The following is a 17,300-nucleotide window of genomic DNA, read 5'->3' as shown; positions in this document are numbered from 1 at the left end:
TTCCCATGAACAATAAAATGAATAATAGTATGAATGATAAAGTGATCATCACAGTAGCAACCACTGGCGCCTTTCCAACTAAAGAACATAATCCGGCAGTACCTATGACTCCGGAAGAGATCGCTCAGGATGTTTATGAATGTTGGCAAGCCGGTGCAGCAATCGCTCATTTACATATGCGTGATGATAATGGTCTGGGCACGATGGATAAAGCGCGCTTTAAAAAAACGGTGGAACTGATTAAACAGAAATGTGACATCGTACTAAATCTGACCACATCAGGTGATTTGAATGCGACAGATGAGACTCGTATGGAGCATTTAATCGAGCTTAAACCAGAGATGGGCTCATATGACTGCGGAACCATGAACTGGGCGCATTCAACTGTATTTATGAATCATCCGGCGTTTCTTGAGAAATTAGGTCAGGTGATGATAGACAATCAGGTGAAACCGGAAATTGAAATATTTGACGCAGGAATGATTTATAACTCTTTATATTATATGAAGAAAGGAATCATTCAGGCTCCTGCTCATTATCAGTTTGTACTTGGTGCTCCGGGTGGCTCAACCGCCACAGTTGAAAATCTGGTGTATCTGAAAAGCCAGTTACCAGCTGGCTCAACCTGGTCAGCACTTGGTATTGGTCAGGGGCATATTCCAATTATGCTCGCTGCACTTGCGCTTGGTGGGCATATTCGTGTAGGTCTTGAAGATAATGTGTTCTATGCTAAAGGGCGTCTGGCTAAATCAAATGCTGAACTGGTCGAAAGAGCTGTTCGTCTGGTGAAAGAAGCCAATAAAGAGGTTGCTTCGCCAGATGAGGCTAGAGCTATTTTACAGTTGAAGGCTAGAGTTTAGTATTTTTCTTAAATGCGCGACTACGTCGCGCAATTCAAGTCTTGTGCTAGTATTAGCAGGGTGTTTGGCGGGGAGCACGCCCCGCGTTCGTGTTTCTCTGTTTAGTTGTTTAATATTAGCATTGGATTTGGAGCGGCATGCGCCGCTCGTACGCAATAGTTTTATTAGTGTTGTTATCAGCATGGTGCTTGGGGGCGGACTGCGTCGCCCTGCCGCAATATCTTTAATAAAGTTGCAGGTTCCGTGGGTTTGATGGCCTACCGTACGCCATAGGCACCCGCTCGAGGACTCGCTAAGACCTATGGAATACGCTCTCCATCAAATTTAACTTTTCAGTTTCTCTTTAAAACCTAAACAATAATCCTTTAATCTCTTAATCTTTTATCTGTGAGTGTGATTCGATGCAGACTGAGCTTAGCGGTGCTATGGAGTGAGCGTTACATGGCTTGCATGTCCAGCGCATCGGAATAGTACCGCTAAGCTCACACACTGGCTGATATTCCACAAGATCAAACCCTAAAAGCGCGGCTATGCCGCGCCACCCTAACATCTTAATTACTTCACTACTCTAAGATCTACAAGCGCGACTACGTCGCGCAACCCTAAATAATAAATTATATTTACAGCACTAAAAGAATCAGACACAATAGCGCCCTTGCATAAGGTCTCTGCATTAGTACTTTTATGCGGATACTTTATTTAACGACTTATCAAGGATTTCTGATGTCATTTTCCTCACTCGGTTTAAGTACTGAGATTTTACAAGCGGTACAAGAACTGGGTTATTCCACTCCTACACCAATTCAACAACAAGCAATTCCGGTAGTACTTTCCGGTAAAGATTTAATGGCCAGTGCTCAAACAGGAACAGGAAAAACAGCTGGTTTTGTATTACCTATTTTGCAACAAATACAAAATACACAACCTAAAGCCCCTGCAAATGATCAGGCTAAGCGTAGCAAACGCCAGTTAAAAGCACTTATTCTGGCTCCAACCAGAGAACTTGCAGCTCAAATTGGTGAAAACGTACGTGAATATAGCAAATATTTACCGGTTCGCTCTTTAGTCGTTTTTGGTGGTGTAAGTATTAATCCTCAAATGATGAAGCTACGTGGTGGCGTTGATATCTTAGTTGCAACACCAGGACGACTGCTTGATTTAGTACAGCAAAATGCCGTAGATCTTAGCCAGATTAAAACTTTTGTACTTGATGAAGCTGACAGAATGCTGGATATGGGCTTTATTCACGATATTCGCCGGGTTATTGCTAAGTTACCTAAAAAACGTCAAAACTTACTGTTTTCTGCGACTTTTTCTGATGAAATCAAAGAACTAGCCGGCACATTTTTAAATTCACCTGCCCAGGTTGAAGTGGCTCGCCCTAATAGTGCTTCTGAACAAATTGTGCAATTTATTCATCATGTTGATAAAAAACGTAAACGTGAATTACTCTCTTATTTAATTGGTTCTCAGCAGTGGCGACAAGTTTTAGTATTTATGCGAACTAAACATGGTGCAAATCATTTAGCGGAACAACTCAATAAAGATGGTATCACCGCGGCTGCGATTCATGGTAATAAAAGCCAGGGAGCAAGAACAAAAGCCTTAGCCGATTTTAAAAGCGGCAACATTACAGTACTCGTTGCTACCGATATCGCTGCACGTGGTATTGATATTGACCAGCTACCTTATGTTGTAAACTATGAATTACCACAAGTTGCAGAAGATTATGTACATCGAATCGGGCGTACTGGTCGTGCTCAACATCAGGGGCAAGCCGTTTCTCTGGTTTGTGTTGATGAATTACAGCTTTTAAAAGATATTGAGAAATTACTCAAAACCTCTTTACCTCGTATGCAGACCGAGGGTTTTGAACCAGATCCAAAAATTAAAGCGGAGCCTATTCAAAAACCAAAACAGTCAGCGCCAAAACGTAACAGCTTTTCAAGTAAACCAGCCAGAACTGGCCGCTCTGCTCAGCCAAATAAAGCAAAATCTGAAAATAAAAACAGATCTGATAATCCATGGAAAAACAGTAAACCAAAGAGTAACTAACCTTACATCTTCACTCCATTTTAAATAGCGTCTCTGGCCTACCATTGACGCTATTTTTATTTGTGCTATATTTTCTCTCGTGCGGGGGGACGATTTATATCGTTGAGAAGGCTTAGCCTGACCCTTTGAACCTGTTGGTTAATACCTACGTAGGGAAGCAATTTATCTAACTGTTCCTTTTTAGATGACTTGGCTGCTTTGCAGCTTTTTTTATTTCTCCCCGGTATTAGCTATTGAACTAAAACTACGTACTGAGGAATTTATGTCATCGACAACTCATTCTGTTTCTTCATTTAGTCAGGCTTTACTCTGGTTTGGTGCTGCTGTCTCTCTGGCTGAAATTATCACCGGCGCATTGATTGCCCCACTTGGTCTGCAACAAGGCATTATCGCCATTCTGACAGGCCACCTGATTGGTGCTTTTATATTATATCTGGCTGGAAAAATTGGCGCGAATCATCGCTTATCCGCCGCACAGACTGTGTCGCTTTCATTTGGTCAATATGGCTCTTATGCCTTCTCAGTTCTCAATATTTTACAGTTACTTGGCTGGACCGCTGTGATGATTATCAGTGGAGCTAAAGCATTTGATGTGATTTCTATTACCTTGTGGCAATACAGTGACGAATCACTGTGGAGCCTACTGATTGGCGCTTTAATTATCCTGTGGGTATTACTTGGTATCAAAAACTTAACTCGAGTGAATATTATCATTGTATCTGCCCTGTTTTTAGCCTTTTGTGTGCTGGCTTATACCGTCTTTAATCAGCCATCGCACATTATCTTTATTAACGGTAACATGAGCTTTGGTTCTACTGTTGAACTCAATATCGCAATGTCTCTTTCATGGATGCCACTCATTGCTGACTATACTCGTCGCCTTAAAAATATTCAGACTGGTCTGTTTGCCAGTGTAATAAGTTACTTTATTGGCAGTAGCTTTATGTTTATTGTTGGTTTAGGTGCAGCTATTTATGTCGGAAGCTCTGATATTACTCAAATTCTGCTCACTGCCGGCCTTGGTATCGTAGCGCTGTTTATTGTGGTATTTTCAACGGTTACAACCACCTTTCTTGATGTCTATTCTGCTGGTATCAATTTAGCGAACTTAGGTCATAAAATAAGTGAAAAGATGGCTGCGATTCTTGCCACTATCACGGGCACCTTGATGGCCTTATTTATTTCAATGTCCCAGTATGAATCTTTCCTTTATTTAATTGGCTCTGTGTTTGCCCCGCTATTTGCTATTTTGTTTACTGATTACTATTTACTTAAAAAAGGCTCTATAAGTAGTGATAGATTGTTTAATCTAAAAAATACTCTGCTATGGATATTTGGCTTTATCGTTTATCACACACTCATGTCTTATCACTCTGTTATTGGTATTACTGTACCGGTTATTATTTTAATCAGCGGTATGACTTACCTGATAAGTAAATTAACTCTGAGTCTGACTCTTTTGGTAAAACACAAATAAAAGTGACATTGTCACAAAATAATTTTATAAAGTTTACTGCTATTTCAGGATAAAAATGCTAGAGTGATCTTTAGAAATTTCTTTATGAAATCATTATATTAAGGAGTTTTTATGTCTTCTTCTATTCGACAAGTTACTCTGCCTTCCGGTGATTTAGTCCCAGCTCTTGGACAAGGAACCTGGTTTATGGGTGAAAACGCTCATAAGCAAAAACAAGAAATCACTGCTTTGCAACTGGGTATTGATAATGGCCTAACGCTGATTGATACTGCAGAGATGTATGCTGATGGCGGAGCAGAAAAAGTCGTTGGTCTGGCGATAGAGAATCGCCGGGATAAAGTCTTTCTGGTCAGTAAAGTGTTACCTTATCATGCTAGCTTAAACGGTACTATCAAGGCTTGTGAAGCCAGTTTACGCCGCATGAAAACAGATTATGTTGATCTCTACCTTCTCCACTGGCCTGGCTCAATTCCTTTAGCTGAAACGGTTAATGCGATGGAAACATTAATCAAGCAGGGAAAGATTAAACATTGGGGTGTGAGTAACTTTGATGTTGATGACCTGCTTGAACTGGAAAATTATGTCGCCAGTAAACAACTCATCACCAATCAGGTTTTATATAACCTCAGCCGTCGTGGTATTGAGTATGATTTACTGCCATGGAGTGAACAATATCACTTACCTACGATGGCCTACTCGCCAATAGAGCAAGGCAGAATTTTAAAGCACCCGGTTCTTGCAACGCTGGCTCAAGAGCATTCAGTCACGCCAGCTCAAATTGCTTTAGCGTGGGTACTGCGCCGTAAAGATATTATTGCCATTCCTAAAGCGTCTTCCAGTGAACACGTTATGGATAATATCAATGCGTTAAAAGTTGTATTAAGTGCTGATGATTTGGCAACACTTGATAAAGCCTTCCCGGCACCTAAACGTAAACAAGCACTGGAAATGCTATAATTTAACAGTCTGATTGACAGCCTATATAATGACGTTAAACTACGTAAGAAATTATTACAGGAAATAAATAATATGAAAAAACAAATTCTTCTGATTAGTGTTGCGACATTATTACTAAGTGCCTGTTCAACAACACCAACAGATCCGAACTGGCGCCCGGATATGACCACAGCAAACTTTGGCAAATATCCGACCAATTATCCTGAGATTGTGCAAAAATGGGGTAATAATAATTTAGATAATCCTAAATCTGTTACCTACCTTGCGATCAGTAGTCCACGTATGGAATATATCGTGACTAATTCAGAGAAACAAGAAGCCACTTTTGGTTATTCTGTTTGTGCTGATATTAGCGGCATGAAAACAACAAACTACTACAAACCAATCAGTAAACATTGGTTCTTTATTCGTGATGGTAAAGTGATTGAACAGCGTAATTTAGATTATGGCTATAATCATGTGATTTATCGTGATCACAAGGTTAATTGTGATGATGCATCGTAAGTTATAATTAATACTCTATTTCATACGATAAAAGCCTCTGAAAATCAGGGGCTTTTTTATTATGGGGAGAGTTGCGCGACATAGTCGCGCTTTTTAGCTCTTAGAGTGGTGAAAGTCATTAGCCTGTGGGTGAGCTTAGGGTACTATTCCGATGCGCTGAACATGCAAGTCATGTAACGCACAGCTAAGCTCAGCAGGCATCCAATAACATTGCGTAAGGGCGGCGCTGTTCGCCCCAAACCCAAAGCTAATAATAAACATCAACACCAAGAAATACGAACGCGGGGCGTGCTTCCCACCAAACACCTTGCTAATACCAGTACAAACTTTAATTAAGTTTCACGACGTAATCATGTTTGTAGAAACAGAATGCCAGCAGTACAAAAAGCAAAGTTAAAAGAACAATAAAACCTTAAGATGTCTGCTCATAAGCATCACACAATCTAAACATAATAGTTTGTTTGAGGCCTAAAAATGATGTTGGTGTGTTCCATGTATCTACATAATTTTGAATAATCTGCTCACCCTCTTTCCAGTCCTGATTATTCATAGAACATTGGATATGAGTTGAGCCATTACTTAACTTAGAGGCATAAATCTTCAACCAGTTAAATTTACGGTCAAGAAGCTGTGTTGACAACTGATTTTTAAGTAACTCAAAAAACACATCCTGCTTAGGTGCTACAGTCCATTCACCCTGTAAACCTAAACTCCCTACCTTTGGATGAAACAGAATGCGGCGCCCGACAATCTCAGTCATAAAATCTAAATCTGACTTGTGGCTTTCTGAAAACACATCCAGCACCGGCGGGAAAGAGATCGATAAAAAATTCTTTAATGCTGAATCAATTTGTACTTCTGCGGTTTCACCAACACCGGTGAGATTTTCTTCTATCCCTTCAGGTAAATACTCATTTTCAATTTTGACAGCAACAGCCATCATAGATGGATGCAAATCAGGATCTTTAATAATATGCAGATGAATGGTCAGATGAGATTCAATCACAACACCATGCTCTATTAATGCAACCTGATAACCCATCTGCGTTAGCTGCTGTTTAAGTTTATTTAATAATAAGTGATCGACATCATTTGCTTCTGTCGTTTTCTTTTTAAAGCGATCAAATAAACTCATTTCAACTACCTTCTTCTACTAACTTTAAGGATAAATAATTAAAAATAAAATACAAATAAATCAAAGACTTAAAATTTTAAATCTTTGATTTATATAATGAAATTTAGGCATTCACATCAACAATATAGCGGCCTTTAACTTTACCAGCAATAATCGCTTCACCTGCAGCGACACACTCTTTTAAAGTAATGGTGGTAGCAATATCACGCAAGATAGACATGTCCAAATGTTTAGCTAAAAATTTCCACGCTTTAATTCGGCGTGCATAAGGAACCATAACACTATCAATACCAGCCAGTGTTACGCCTCTTAAAATAAACGGAGCTACTGTCGCTGGAAAGTCCATACCCTGAGCTAAACCACAGGCTGCAACAACACCATCATATTTCATCTGTGCACAAACATTGGCCAGTGTATGTGAGCCAACCGTATCAACAGCTGCTGCCCAAATCTCTTTTTGCAACGGTTTACCTGCCTGACTAAACTCATTACGATCAACAATCTGTGTGGCACCCAGTTTGCGTAAATAATCGGCCTCATTTGGCTTACCTGTTGAGGCCGCAACCTGATAACCTAGTTTAGTCAGTAATGCTACTGCAACAGAACCAACACCACCTGTCGAACCTGTCACAAGTACTGGTCCATGTTCAGGTTTTACACCTAAATGAAGGATTCTCTCAACACAAAGAGCCGCAGTATAACCTGCAGTACCAATTGCCATAGCATCCCACTCAGAAATCTCTTTTGGTAATGGAATTAACCAGTCAGCATCAAGACGTGCATATTGAGCTAAACAGCCCCAGTGCTTTTCACCCACACCCCAGCCATTTAACACCACTTTTTGTCCGACTTTATAACGGTTATCCTGACTTTCAGTCACAGTACCGACACCATCAATACCAAGTACTAACGGAGAGATTCTGGCGATCGGAACATGACTGGTGATAGCAAGTGCATCTTTATAATTTAAAGTGGAATAACTCACTTTAATTGTCACATTACCCGCAGGTAAATCATCAGTTGATAACGACACGACTTCTACTTTTGCAGGGACGCCCTTTTCTTCAGATTTAGTAAGCTGTAATCCATTAAAATTCATTATTGACCTCATTAATTTATTTGATGTGGTTTGATAACTAATTCTGCATATTAACGGGTTTTAGCATAAAACACTAATTTAAAAATAGAATTTAATCCACTTCATCACAAATTTTAAAAAATCTGCTAATTTGATTAAAAAAGATTTTAATTTTATTTATTTGGGGTACAATCCCTATTGTTAACCAAATAGGATAACGTTATGTTATATAATAACAAATTTGAAAATGAAACCTCTCATTCGCACCAAAATCACGACCATGAGCACGCTTCACATGAACATGAACATGAACATGAACATCAAAATAATGTAGACGATACACAGCCAACTACAACTCCAGACACAGACACATTTACCTGGCGTATTAGTGGTATGGATTGTCCAAGCTGCGCTCAAAAAATTGAGCGTGGTGTGCTTGGACTACCTAATGTGGTAAAAGCCAAAACGGTTTTCTCTACAGAAAAACTGGTAGTTAGCGTCTCTGAACATGATGATAAAACTCGTCAGGCAATTGAAAATAAGATTACTTCGCTTGGATATAGTTTCCAGCTTGATGATGAAGAACATAATCATCAACACTCACACTCAATGGAGAAAAAAGATTTTATCCATTTAGGTGTACTTGCAGTGATGATTGCAGGCAGCTTTATCCTGAGCTTCTTTAATGAGGAATACGGGCAATATGCCTTTATTCTCTCAACCATTATTGGGTTAATTCCCATTTTAAAAAAATCGTATAACTTAGCTCGTTCCGGCTCATTTTTTGCTATTGAAACATTGATGAGTATCTCAGCTATTGGTGCGATGTTTATTGGCGCAACAGAAGAAGCCTCAATGGTGCTCTTCTTGTTCTTAATTGGTGAGCTGCTCGAAGCCATTGCTGCCAATAAAGCTAAAAAAGGTATCTCTTCCCTTATGGCACTTATGCCAGAAGAAACCGTGAAAATCGTTGATGGCAAACGTGAAGTCGTTTCCAGTAAATCGCTGGTACCCGGTGATATTATTGAGATCTCTTCCGGTAGTCGCTTGCCCGCTGACGTTGAACTCATAAGTGAGATTGCCAATATTGATGAAAGTGCTTTAACCGGTGAATCAATTCCGGTTGAATATCGCAGTGGCGCAAAAATCTTAGCTGGTTCCTTGATTATTGACCGAACAGTACAACTCAAAGTAGTGTCTGAACCGGGACAAAATGCAGTCGATCGTATTTTACAACTGATTGAAGATGCTGAAGAACGCAAAGCACCGATTGAACGCTTTATTGATAAGTTTAGTCGTTACTATACTCCGTCAATCACACTCGTTGCGTTGCTTATTGCGGTTATTCCACCACTATTTATGGGGCAAGAATGGTATCCATGGATTTATCGTGGATTAACTTTACTACTTATTGGTTGTCCATGTGCACTAATTATTTCGACTCCTGCAGCGATCACCTCTGCCCTTTCTGCCGCGGCGCGTAATGGCGTGTTAATTAAAGGCGGAGCAGCGCTTGAGCTACTTGGTCAGATTAAAACAATTGCCTTTGATAAAACCGGAACTTTAACTGAAGGTAAACCACAAGTTACCGATATTATCACCAATAACCTGACTGATGAGGAACTTCTGTATTTAGCCGCTGCTGTTGAAGCCGGTTCACATCATCCGCTGGCCAAAGCTGTGATTAATAAGGCAAAAGAACTCAATGTGGAGCTTACGCAGGCAGAAAATCGCCAGTCTCTAGCAGGTATTGGTATTCAGGGTGAAGTACATCAGCAGCTTATTTCAATTATTTCACCAAATAAAGCTGAACGATTACAGTTAACAATTACACCAGTTCATCAAAAACAGATATCTGACTTTGAAGATGAAGGCAAAACTGTCATTGTGGTTGCTGATGGTCAACAAGTTCTGGGGCTGATTGCTCTGCGTGATGAAATCCGTCCGGAAGCCAGTCAGGCAATTGCAGAACTTAATGACCTTGGCATTAGTTCTATCATGTTAACAGGTGATAATCAGCGTTCTGCTCACGCCATTGCTGAACTGCTACATATGCAATACCGGGCTGAGCTGTTACCGGAAGATAAACTTAAAGAGATCGAAAAAATTAACCTGACCACACCTATTGCTATGGTTGGTGATGGTATTAATGACTCTCCGGCCATGAAAGCAGCAACAGTAGGTATTGCTATGGGTAGTGGTACTGATGTGGCGCTAGAAACAGCAGATGCCGCTTTAAGTAAAAACAGTCTGGTGAGTCTGCCTAAATTGATTCGTTTAGCCCGGGCTGCTAACGCTAATATCCGCCAAAACATTGTTCTGGCACTGGGCTTTAAGGCTATTTTTTTAGTGACCAGCGTACTTGGGATCACTGGTCTTTGGATTGCCGTTTTAGCTGACTCAGGTACAACAGCTCTGGTTACCGCTAATGCCCTACGACTTTTAACTAAGAAATACGATAAGTAATTCTGTTTTGTCACATTAAAAAAGCCACAGTTAAAGTGGCTTTTTATTATCTGAAATACAGCTAAACTATTTCTTTAAAATCGATTTACCATATTCCATTGGTGATAAACCAAAGTAATCAGCAACGGTTTGACCGATATCGGCAAATGTTTCACGATGACCTAGTGAGCCCGCTTTTAGCGCCGGACTATAAAATAGTGCCGGAATGTGTTCACGGGTATGATCTGTACCCTGCCATGTCGGGTCGCAACCGTGGTCAGCAGTGAAAATAATTAAATCATCTTTAGTCACTAATTTTAATAACTCCGGAACCCTTGAATCAAAATATTCAAGTGCTGCTGCATATCCAGCCACATCACGACGATGACCATAAGATGAGTCAAAATCAACAAAGTTGGTAAATACGATGGTGTTATCACCTGCTGATTTCATCTCAGTAATAGTTGCTTCAAATAGTGCAGGTAAGCCTGTCGCTTTTACTTTTTTGGTAATCCCAACGTTAGCATAAATATCGGCAATTTTACCAATTGATACCACTTGCCCCTGCTTTTCATCAACCAGTTTTTTAAGCACAGTCGGTGCTGGCGGCTCAACCGCTAAATCATGACGATTCCCGGTACGCACAAACTCACCTTTTTTGTTACCAACGAACGGACGTGCAATAACACGGCCAATATTGTAATCGCCGATATTGAGTTCATCACGTACGATTTCACAAAGTTCATAAAGTTTATCTAAACCGTAGGTTTCTTCATGACAGGCAATTTGGAATACGGAATCTGATGAAGTATAGAAAATTGGCTTACCGGTACGCATATGTTCTTCACCAAGCTCGTCTAAAATGACAGTTCCTGATGAATGGCAATTACCTAAATAACCAGATAAGTTAGCTCTTTTAACAATACGATCAAGCAGATCTTGCGGGAAACTATTGGTTTGATTGGTGAAATATCCCCAGTCAAACAGAACCGGAACTCCGGCAATTTCCCAGTGGCCTGATGGTGTATCCTTACCAGATGAGAGTTCGCTGGCATAACCATAAGCACCAATAATATCTGTTTGCTTACTCATGCCTGCCGGATATTGGCCTGTTGATTCAAATGCAGCTTCGGCTAAGCCAAGACGATTTAAATTAGGTAAATTTAGTGGTCCTTTACGACCTTTATCAGCACGACCAAGTGCACACTCTTTTGCGATATGACCGAAGGTATCTGCCCCGACATCACCAAAACGTTTTGCATCTTCGCTATAACCAATACCGAAGGAATCTAATACCATAATAAATACACGTTTCATTTTCTACCTTTGCCTATCATTATTAATCTTTTTATTAATGTTGACTTTATTTCTGTAACATATTCTTAGCGCTACATTCATTGCCGACTAACTTAATCATTTATTTGTGTTTGTTAGTGAATATATTTATTCTGTTTCAGTAAAATCAACCCTGATATTCTACTCCTATCATTGAGAATAAAGAAAATACTTTATCAATACAAAGTGATTCCTGTACTTAATTCAATAGGTGATTTCAATCATCATAGGTTTTGGAGCGGCAATCGCCGCTCATACGCAATGATGACTGGTGATGTGATTAGCAGGGTATTTTGGCGGGGAGCACGCCCCGCTGACGCGTTTCTTTGTGCTGTGTTTGTTATTAGCATTGGGGTTGGGCGGACTGCGCCGCCCGGGCGCAATCAGTTTTATTCTGTGTTTATATGAGCTTGATGTTTACGGAGGATACATCCCCCGACGATGTTTCTTTAGGTATGACTGCCAGTTCTGTGGGTTTGATGGCCTACCGTACACCATAGGCGCCCGCTCGGGGACTCGCTAAGACCTATGGAATACGCTCTCCATCAAATTCAATATCCGCGGTTCTAAGGGCCTCGCTGCGCGACGACAACGTGCAATATACACTGGCTAATGACCTTACCAGTTTAAGGCGACAAAACGCGGCTATGCCGTGTATCCCCTAAACCTCTCTGATAGATGACAATATAAAAGATAATCTTTTAATCTTTTATCCGTAAATGTTATTGGATGCCTGCTGAGCTTAGCGGCGCTATGGAGTAAGCGTTACATGGCTTGCATGTTCAGCGCAGCGGAATAGTACCGCTAAGCTCACACACAAGATGATACTCCAAAAGACCAAAGATCTAAAAGAGTGACTACGTCGCGCAACAGCAACAACCTAATGCCATCACCATGCCACAAAACAAAAAGCGCGGCTATGCCGCGCAATTTTGCTAACTTCAACAATTTTAAAAAACTTCAACCATAACGATTTCACTATCTTCTACTGCTTGTATCATCAGGTTTTTCTCATCTTTTACTGCTACCCCATCATGAGCATTCACATCATGTCCATTGACTTGATAGCGTCCTTTAGCTGCGACTAAATAAGCTTTTTTACCTGACTCTATCGTGTATTCTGTAGATTGCCCAGCCTTTAAGGTAATTGCCAGTACTTTAGCATTCACCTGAATGGGTAAAGCTGAACTATCCTCAGGATAACCACTCGCTAAGACAGAAAACTGACCATGGCGCTCCGCTTTAGGAAAACTACGTGTACCCCAGGTTGGTTTATTGCCTTTTTTGTCAGGAATAATCCAGATTTGGAATAACTTCGTTTCTTGATCTTCCAAATTATATTCACTATGAATAACACCAGTACCAGCACTCATAATTTGTACATCACCAGCTTCGGTACGACCTTCATTACCCATGCTGTCTTTATGAGTAATTGCTCCCTGATACACATAAGTTATAATTTCCATATCTTCATGTGGATGAGGTGAAAAACCATTATGTGGAGAGATGGTATCATCATTCCAGACGCGTAATTGACCCCAGTGAATACGATTCGCATCATAATAATTAGCAAAAGAAAAATGGTGTTTGGCATTTAGCCATCCGTGATTAGCGCTTCCTAGTTTTGCATACGGACGAATTTCGATCATAATAAGCTCCTGTTGTGATCTTTATGCTATCAAATAGCCTTTATATTAACATATGGCTGCTTCTTCAAAACGCAAGTAAGGTTTAATTAATCACTCTGATAGATATAAATCGACCTGACACTATCAGAGAAATAAGCCAATTCATCATAAGCTGCTGTAAAAAACTATTTAAATTCTGTTACAATAGCCCAAATATATTATTAATGTCATGCTATAAAGGTTTCCTCATGATCACATCTGATGCTAATAGTGCCGTTTCTTCCGTTGCCTATCGTGCCAATGAAGTCATCGCAATCTATCCAATTACACCAAGTTCTGCTATGGCTGAACAAGCAAGTAACTGGTCGGAATACAAAAAAACGAACGTTTTTGGTGATGTTCCACGTATTATAGAAATGCAGTCAGAGGCTGGTGCGATTGCCACCGTTCATGGCGCCTTACAAACGGGTGCCTTAGCGACGAGTTTTACCTCATCTCAAGGCTTGCTATTAATGATCCCAACTCTGTATAAATTGGGTGGGCAATTACAACCGTTTGTTCTGCACGTAGCAGCCAGAACAGTTGCAACACATGCATTATCTATCTTTGGTGATCACTCGGACGTGATGGCAGTACGCCAGACTGGTTGTGCTATGCTTTCTGCCAGTTCAGTTCAGCAGGCACAAGATTTTGCTCTGATTTCACAAGTTGCCTCACTGAATAGCCGTTTACCGTTTATTCATTTCTTTGATGGCTTTAGAACTTCACATGAAATCAATAAAATTGAGCCTGTTACTGATTCAACAATTAAAAAATTACTTCCGATGGAAGCGATTAAAGCACAACGTGATCGTGCTTTAACACCAGATCATCCGGTTATTCGTGGTACTTCAGCCAATCCTGATACCTACTTCCAGTGCCGTGAAGCGATTAATACCTATTATGATAATGGCTATCAACATGTGGTTGATGCAATGCTGGCTTTTGGACAAGAAACCGGCCGCTACTATCAACCATTTGAATATTATGGTGCACCTGACGCAGAAAATATCATTATTCTGATGGGCTCTGGCGCAGGTACATGTAAAGAAGTAGTTGACGTTCTGCTTGAGAAGCAAAAAAAAGTGGGGATTGTTGTGGTGCATCTATTCCGCCCATTCTCTGCCAGCCACCTGTTATCTGTCATTCCAAAGTCAGTTAAGAAAATCGCTGTTCTTGACCGAACCAAAGAACCAGGTGCTTCTGCTGAACCTCTGTATTTAGATGTAATGACCGCGTTTGCAGAGAGTTTTTCACGAGGTGACAGTGTAACGATGCCGCTTATTATTGGTGGACGTTATGGTTTATCTTCTAAAGAGTTTGATCCGCGTTGTGTACTGGCTATTTATAATGAATTAAGCCTTGAGAAACCTCGTCCTCGCTTTACTGTGGGTATTTATGACGACATTACTGGTCTATCTTTACCACTACCAGAAGAGTCTATCCCACAAAAATCTGAACTGGAAGCCCTCTTCTATGGTTTAGGTAGTGACGGTACAGTTTCAGCAACTAAAAATAATATCAAAATTATTGGTGACAGTTCACCATTCTATGTACAGGGTTACTTTGTATACGACTCTAAAAAAGCCGGTGGCTTAACGGTTTCCCATTTACGCGTAAGTCTGCACCCAATTCAATCAGCTTATCTGATTAATCAGGCGCACTTTATCGGTTGTCATCAGGATCAATTCATTGATAAATACCAGATTGTTGAAAATCTGCGTCCGGGTGGTACTTTCCTGCTAAATACGCCATATAGTAAAGATGAAGTATGGCACCGTTTGCCGCGTGAAGTACAGGCTGAACTAATTAAGAAAGATGCACGTTTTTATATTATTAATGCAGCTAAAATCGCCCGTGAATGCGAACTTGGAACACGTATTAATACCGTGATGCAATCAGCCTTCTTCTATTTATCAGAAATCTTTAAAAGCGATTTTTCATTACAACAATTACGTGACGTTATTTCAAAAAGTTATAGCAGTAAAGGTGCAGAACTGGTTGAACGTAACTGGAAAGCACTCAATATGGCCATTGAGTCACTGGAGCAAGTTCCTTTACGTTGTCTTGACCAAAACAGTCACGAGCGCCCACCAGTTGTACCTGATAACGCACCTGATTTTGTAAAGACTGTTACGGCAGCAATGCTCGCTGGTCTGGGTGATACCTTACCTGTTTCCGCCTTCCCACCTGATGGTACATGGCCAACTGGTACAACTAAGTGGGAAAAACGTAATATTGCTGAAGAGATTCCAATCTGGCGTCCTGATCTTTGTACTCAATGTAACCACTGTGTCGTGGCTTGCCCACATGCGGCCATTCGAGCCAAAGTGGTATCGCCTGAAGATATGGAAGGCGCACCAGAGACACTAGCTTCACTTGAAGTCAAAGCGCGTGATATGAAAGGTCAGCGTTATGTATTACAAGTTGCTCCTGAAGATTGTACTGGTTGTAATCTTTGTGTTGAAGTCTGCCCTGCTCGTGACCGTAATCAAATGGAGATCAAGGCGATTAATATGCACTCTCGTCTTGAGCATTTAGAAGTAGAAAAAGTTAATTTTGAATTCTATCAGGCTCTCCCGGACAGAGAGAAAAATACTATTGAACGTATTGATATTCGTACTTCACAGCTTCTGACTCCACTATTTGAATTCTCTGGTGCGTGTTCTGGCTGTGGTGAAACACCATATATCAAGCTATTAACACAACTATTTGGTGATCGCTTAGCCATTGCTAATGCCACAGGTTGTTCATCTATTTATGGTGGTAACTTACCATCAACACCATATACGACCAACAGAGAAGGACGTGGCCCGGCGTGGGCAAACTCTCTGTTTGAAGATAACGCTGAATTTGCCTTAGGTTTCCGCCTGACATATGACCAGCATCAGGCGCGTGTGTTACGTCTGCTTGACGCGTTAGCTGCAGAGTTACCACCAGAACTGGTCCTTGGCTTAAAAGCAAAAGAAACCAGTGTGGAAGAGAAACGTACTTTAGTTGCTCAACTACGTCGATTACTAGCTAAACTGCCGGCTTCTAAAGCTAAAGAATTGGCTGATGACGCAGACTATCTGGTGGATAAATCAGTCTGGGCAATTGGTGGTGATGGCTGGGCGTATGATATTGGGTTTGGTGGTCTTGATCATGTTATGAGCCTGACCGAAAACGTCAATATTTTAGTACTTGATACTCAGTGTTATTCAAATACGGGTGGTCAGCAATCAAAAGCAACACCAATGGGTTCTGTGGCTAAATTTGCCGAACTTGGCAAACATAAAGCCCGTAAAGATCTTGGTGTCAGCATCATGATGTACGGCCATGTATATGTGGCACAAATTGCACTTGGTGCACAGCTTAACCAAACGATTAAAGCCATTCAGGAAGCTGAAGCCTATGATGGTCCGTCACTGATTATTGCTTACAGTCCGTGTGAAGAGCATGGTTATGATTTAGCGTTCTCACATGAACAGATGAAGGGCTTAGTGAAGAGTGGATTCTGGCCATTATATCGTTTTGATCCAACACGTAATCTGGAAGGAAAAGCGGCACTGACACTGGATTCTCGTCCTCCATCAAGTGAGATGCTGAGCGAAATCTTAATGAAGGAGCAACGTTTCCGTCGCTTAGAAACACTAAATCCAACACTGACTAGTGCTCTGCATAAAGAGTCAGAGAAAGTGGTTAATGCGAAATACAAGCTGCTGGAATTGTTATCTACGCACGTAGAAGTAGAAACACCGCCGGAAGCTTAGGTTTTTAGATAACTGTAATAGAATCAAGGAGTTAA

Annotated in this window: 11 protein-coding genes and 1 riboswitch; of the genes, 7 read left to right on the top strand and 4 right to left on the bottom strand. The window is 40.7% G+C overall.

All coding sequences use genetic code 11. From position 1 onward, the window contains the following. The first annotated feature begins 5 nt into the window (after positions 1-5). The 5 genes from IPMB12_RS10055 (at position 6) to IPMB12_RS10035 (ending at position 5,853) form a co-directional block, all read left to right on the top strand. Positions 6-860: a BKACE family enzyme gene (locus IPMB12_RS10055; RefSeq protein WP_208293487.1), complete on the top strand. Its 855-nt coding sequence runs from the start codon at positions 6-8 to the stop codon at positions 858-860. Positions 861-1,583: 723 nt separating this feature from the next. Continuing rightward, positions 1,584-2,915 (top strand): ATP-dependent RNA helicase RhlE, encoded by a 1,332-nt coding sequence (rhlE, locus tag IPMB12_RS10050; RefSeq protein WP_166917292.1) that lies wholly within the window; start codon positions 1,584-1,586, stop codon positions 2,913-2,915. A 73-nt stretch (positions 2,916-2,988) separates the two neighbouring features. Then, positions 2,989-3,089, top strand: a riboswitch (TPP riboswitch). An 88-nt stretch (positions 3,090-3,177) separates the two neighbouring features. Beyond that, positions 3,178-4,392 carry a putative hydroxymethylpyrimidine transporter CytX gene (cytX, locus tag IPMB12_RS10045; protein ID WP_166917291.1) on the top strand — a complete coding sequence of 405 codons (1,215 nt, stop codon included), beginning with the start codon at positions 3,178-3,180 and terminating at the stop codon, positions 4,390-4,392. Positions 4,393-4,503: 111 nt separating this feature from the next. Next, positions 4,504-5,349, top strand: a complete 846-nt coding sequence (locus tag IPMB12_RS10040) for an aldo/keto reductase (protein WP_323811311.1) — start codon at positions 4,504-4,506, stop codon at positions 5,347-5,349. Positions 5,350-5,421: 72 nt separating this feature from the next. After that, complete coding sequence (locus tag IPMB12_RS10035) at positions 5,422-5,853, top strand: hypothetical protein (protein WP_166917290.1); 432 nt, start codon at positions 5,422-5,424, stop codon at positions 5,851-5,853. Positions 5,854-6,265: 412 nt separating this feature from the next. Here IPMB12_RS10035 and IPMB12_RS10030 read toward each other — a convergent pair whose 3' ends face one another. Continuing rightward, positions 6,266-6,988 carry a DUF6348 family protein gene (locus tag IPMB12_RS10030; RefSeq protein ID WP_166917289.1) on the bottom strand — a complete coding sequence of 241 codons (723 nt, stop codon included), beginning with the start codon at positions 6,986-6,988 and terminating at the stop codon, positions 6,266-6,268. A gap of 103 nt (positions 6,989-7,091) precedes the next feature. Further along, positions 7,092-8,087 carry an acrylyl-CoA reductase (NADPH) gene (gene acuI, locus IPMB12_RS10025; RefSeq protein ID WP_166917288.1) on the bottom strand — a complete coding sequence of 332 codons (996 nt, stop codon included), beginning with the start codon at positions 8,085-8,087 and terminating at the stop codon, positions 7,092-7,094. A 201-nt stretch (positions 8,088-8,288) separates the two neighbouring features. Here acuI and IPMB12_RS10020 point away from each other — a divergent pair, with 201 nt between their 5' ends. Further along, positions 8,289-10,532 carry a zinc/cadmium/mercury/lead-transporting ATPase gene (locus tag IPMB12_RS10020; protein WP_166917287.1) on the top strand — a complete coding sequence of 748 codons (2,244 nt, stop codon included), beginning with the start codon at positions 8,289-8,291 and terminating at the stop codon, positions 10,530-10,532. Between the two features lie 66 nt (positions 10,533-10,598). On the opposite strand, the gene deoB is transcribed toward IPMB12_RS10020, so the two are convergent. Together deoB and IPMB12_RS10010 are read right to left on the bottom strand one after the other, a co-directional pair. Then, positions 10,599-11,828: a phosphopentomutase gene (gene deoB, locus IPMB12_RS10015; protein ID WP_166917286.1), complete on the bottom strand. Its 1,230-nt coding sequence runs from the start codon at positions 11,826-11,828 to the stop codon at positions 10,599-10,601. Positions 11,829-12,796: 968 nt separating this feature from the next. Continuing rightward, entirely contained in the window at positions 12,797-13,495 is a 699-nt protein-coding gene (locus IPMB12_RS10010) for a pirin family protein (RefSeq protein WP_166917285.1), read from the bottom strand. A gap of 227 nt (positions 13,496-13,722) precedes the next feature. Between IPMB12_RS10010 and nifJ the strand changes: the two genes are divergently transcribed. Then, positions 13,723-17,265 carry a pyruvate:ferredoxin (flavodoxin) oxidoreductase gene (gene nifJ / locus IPMB12_RS10005; RefSeq protein ID WP_166917284.1) on the top strand — a complete coding sequence of 1,181 codons (3,543 nt, stop codon included), beginning with the start codon at positions 13,723-13,725 and terminating at the stop codon, positions 17,263-17,265. The last annotated feature ends 35 nt before the right edge of the window (positions 17,266-17,300 follow it).

This window comes from Zophobihabitans entericus (assembly GCF_011745665.1).
GTDB classification, from domain to species: Bacteria; Pseudomonadota; Gammaproteobacteria; order Enterobacterales; family Orbaceae; genus Zophobihabitans; species Zophobihabitans entericus.
The sequence above is the reverse complement of the archived record's forward strand: the minus strand, read 5'-3'. Positions and strand labels throughout refer to the sequence as shown.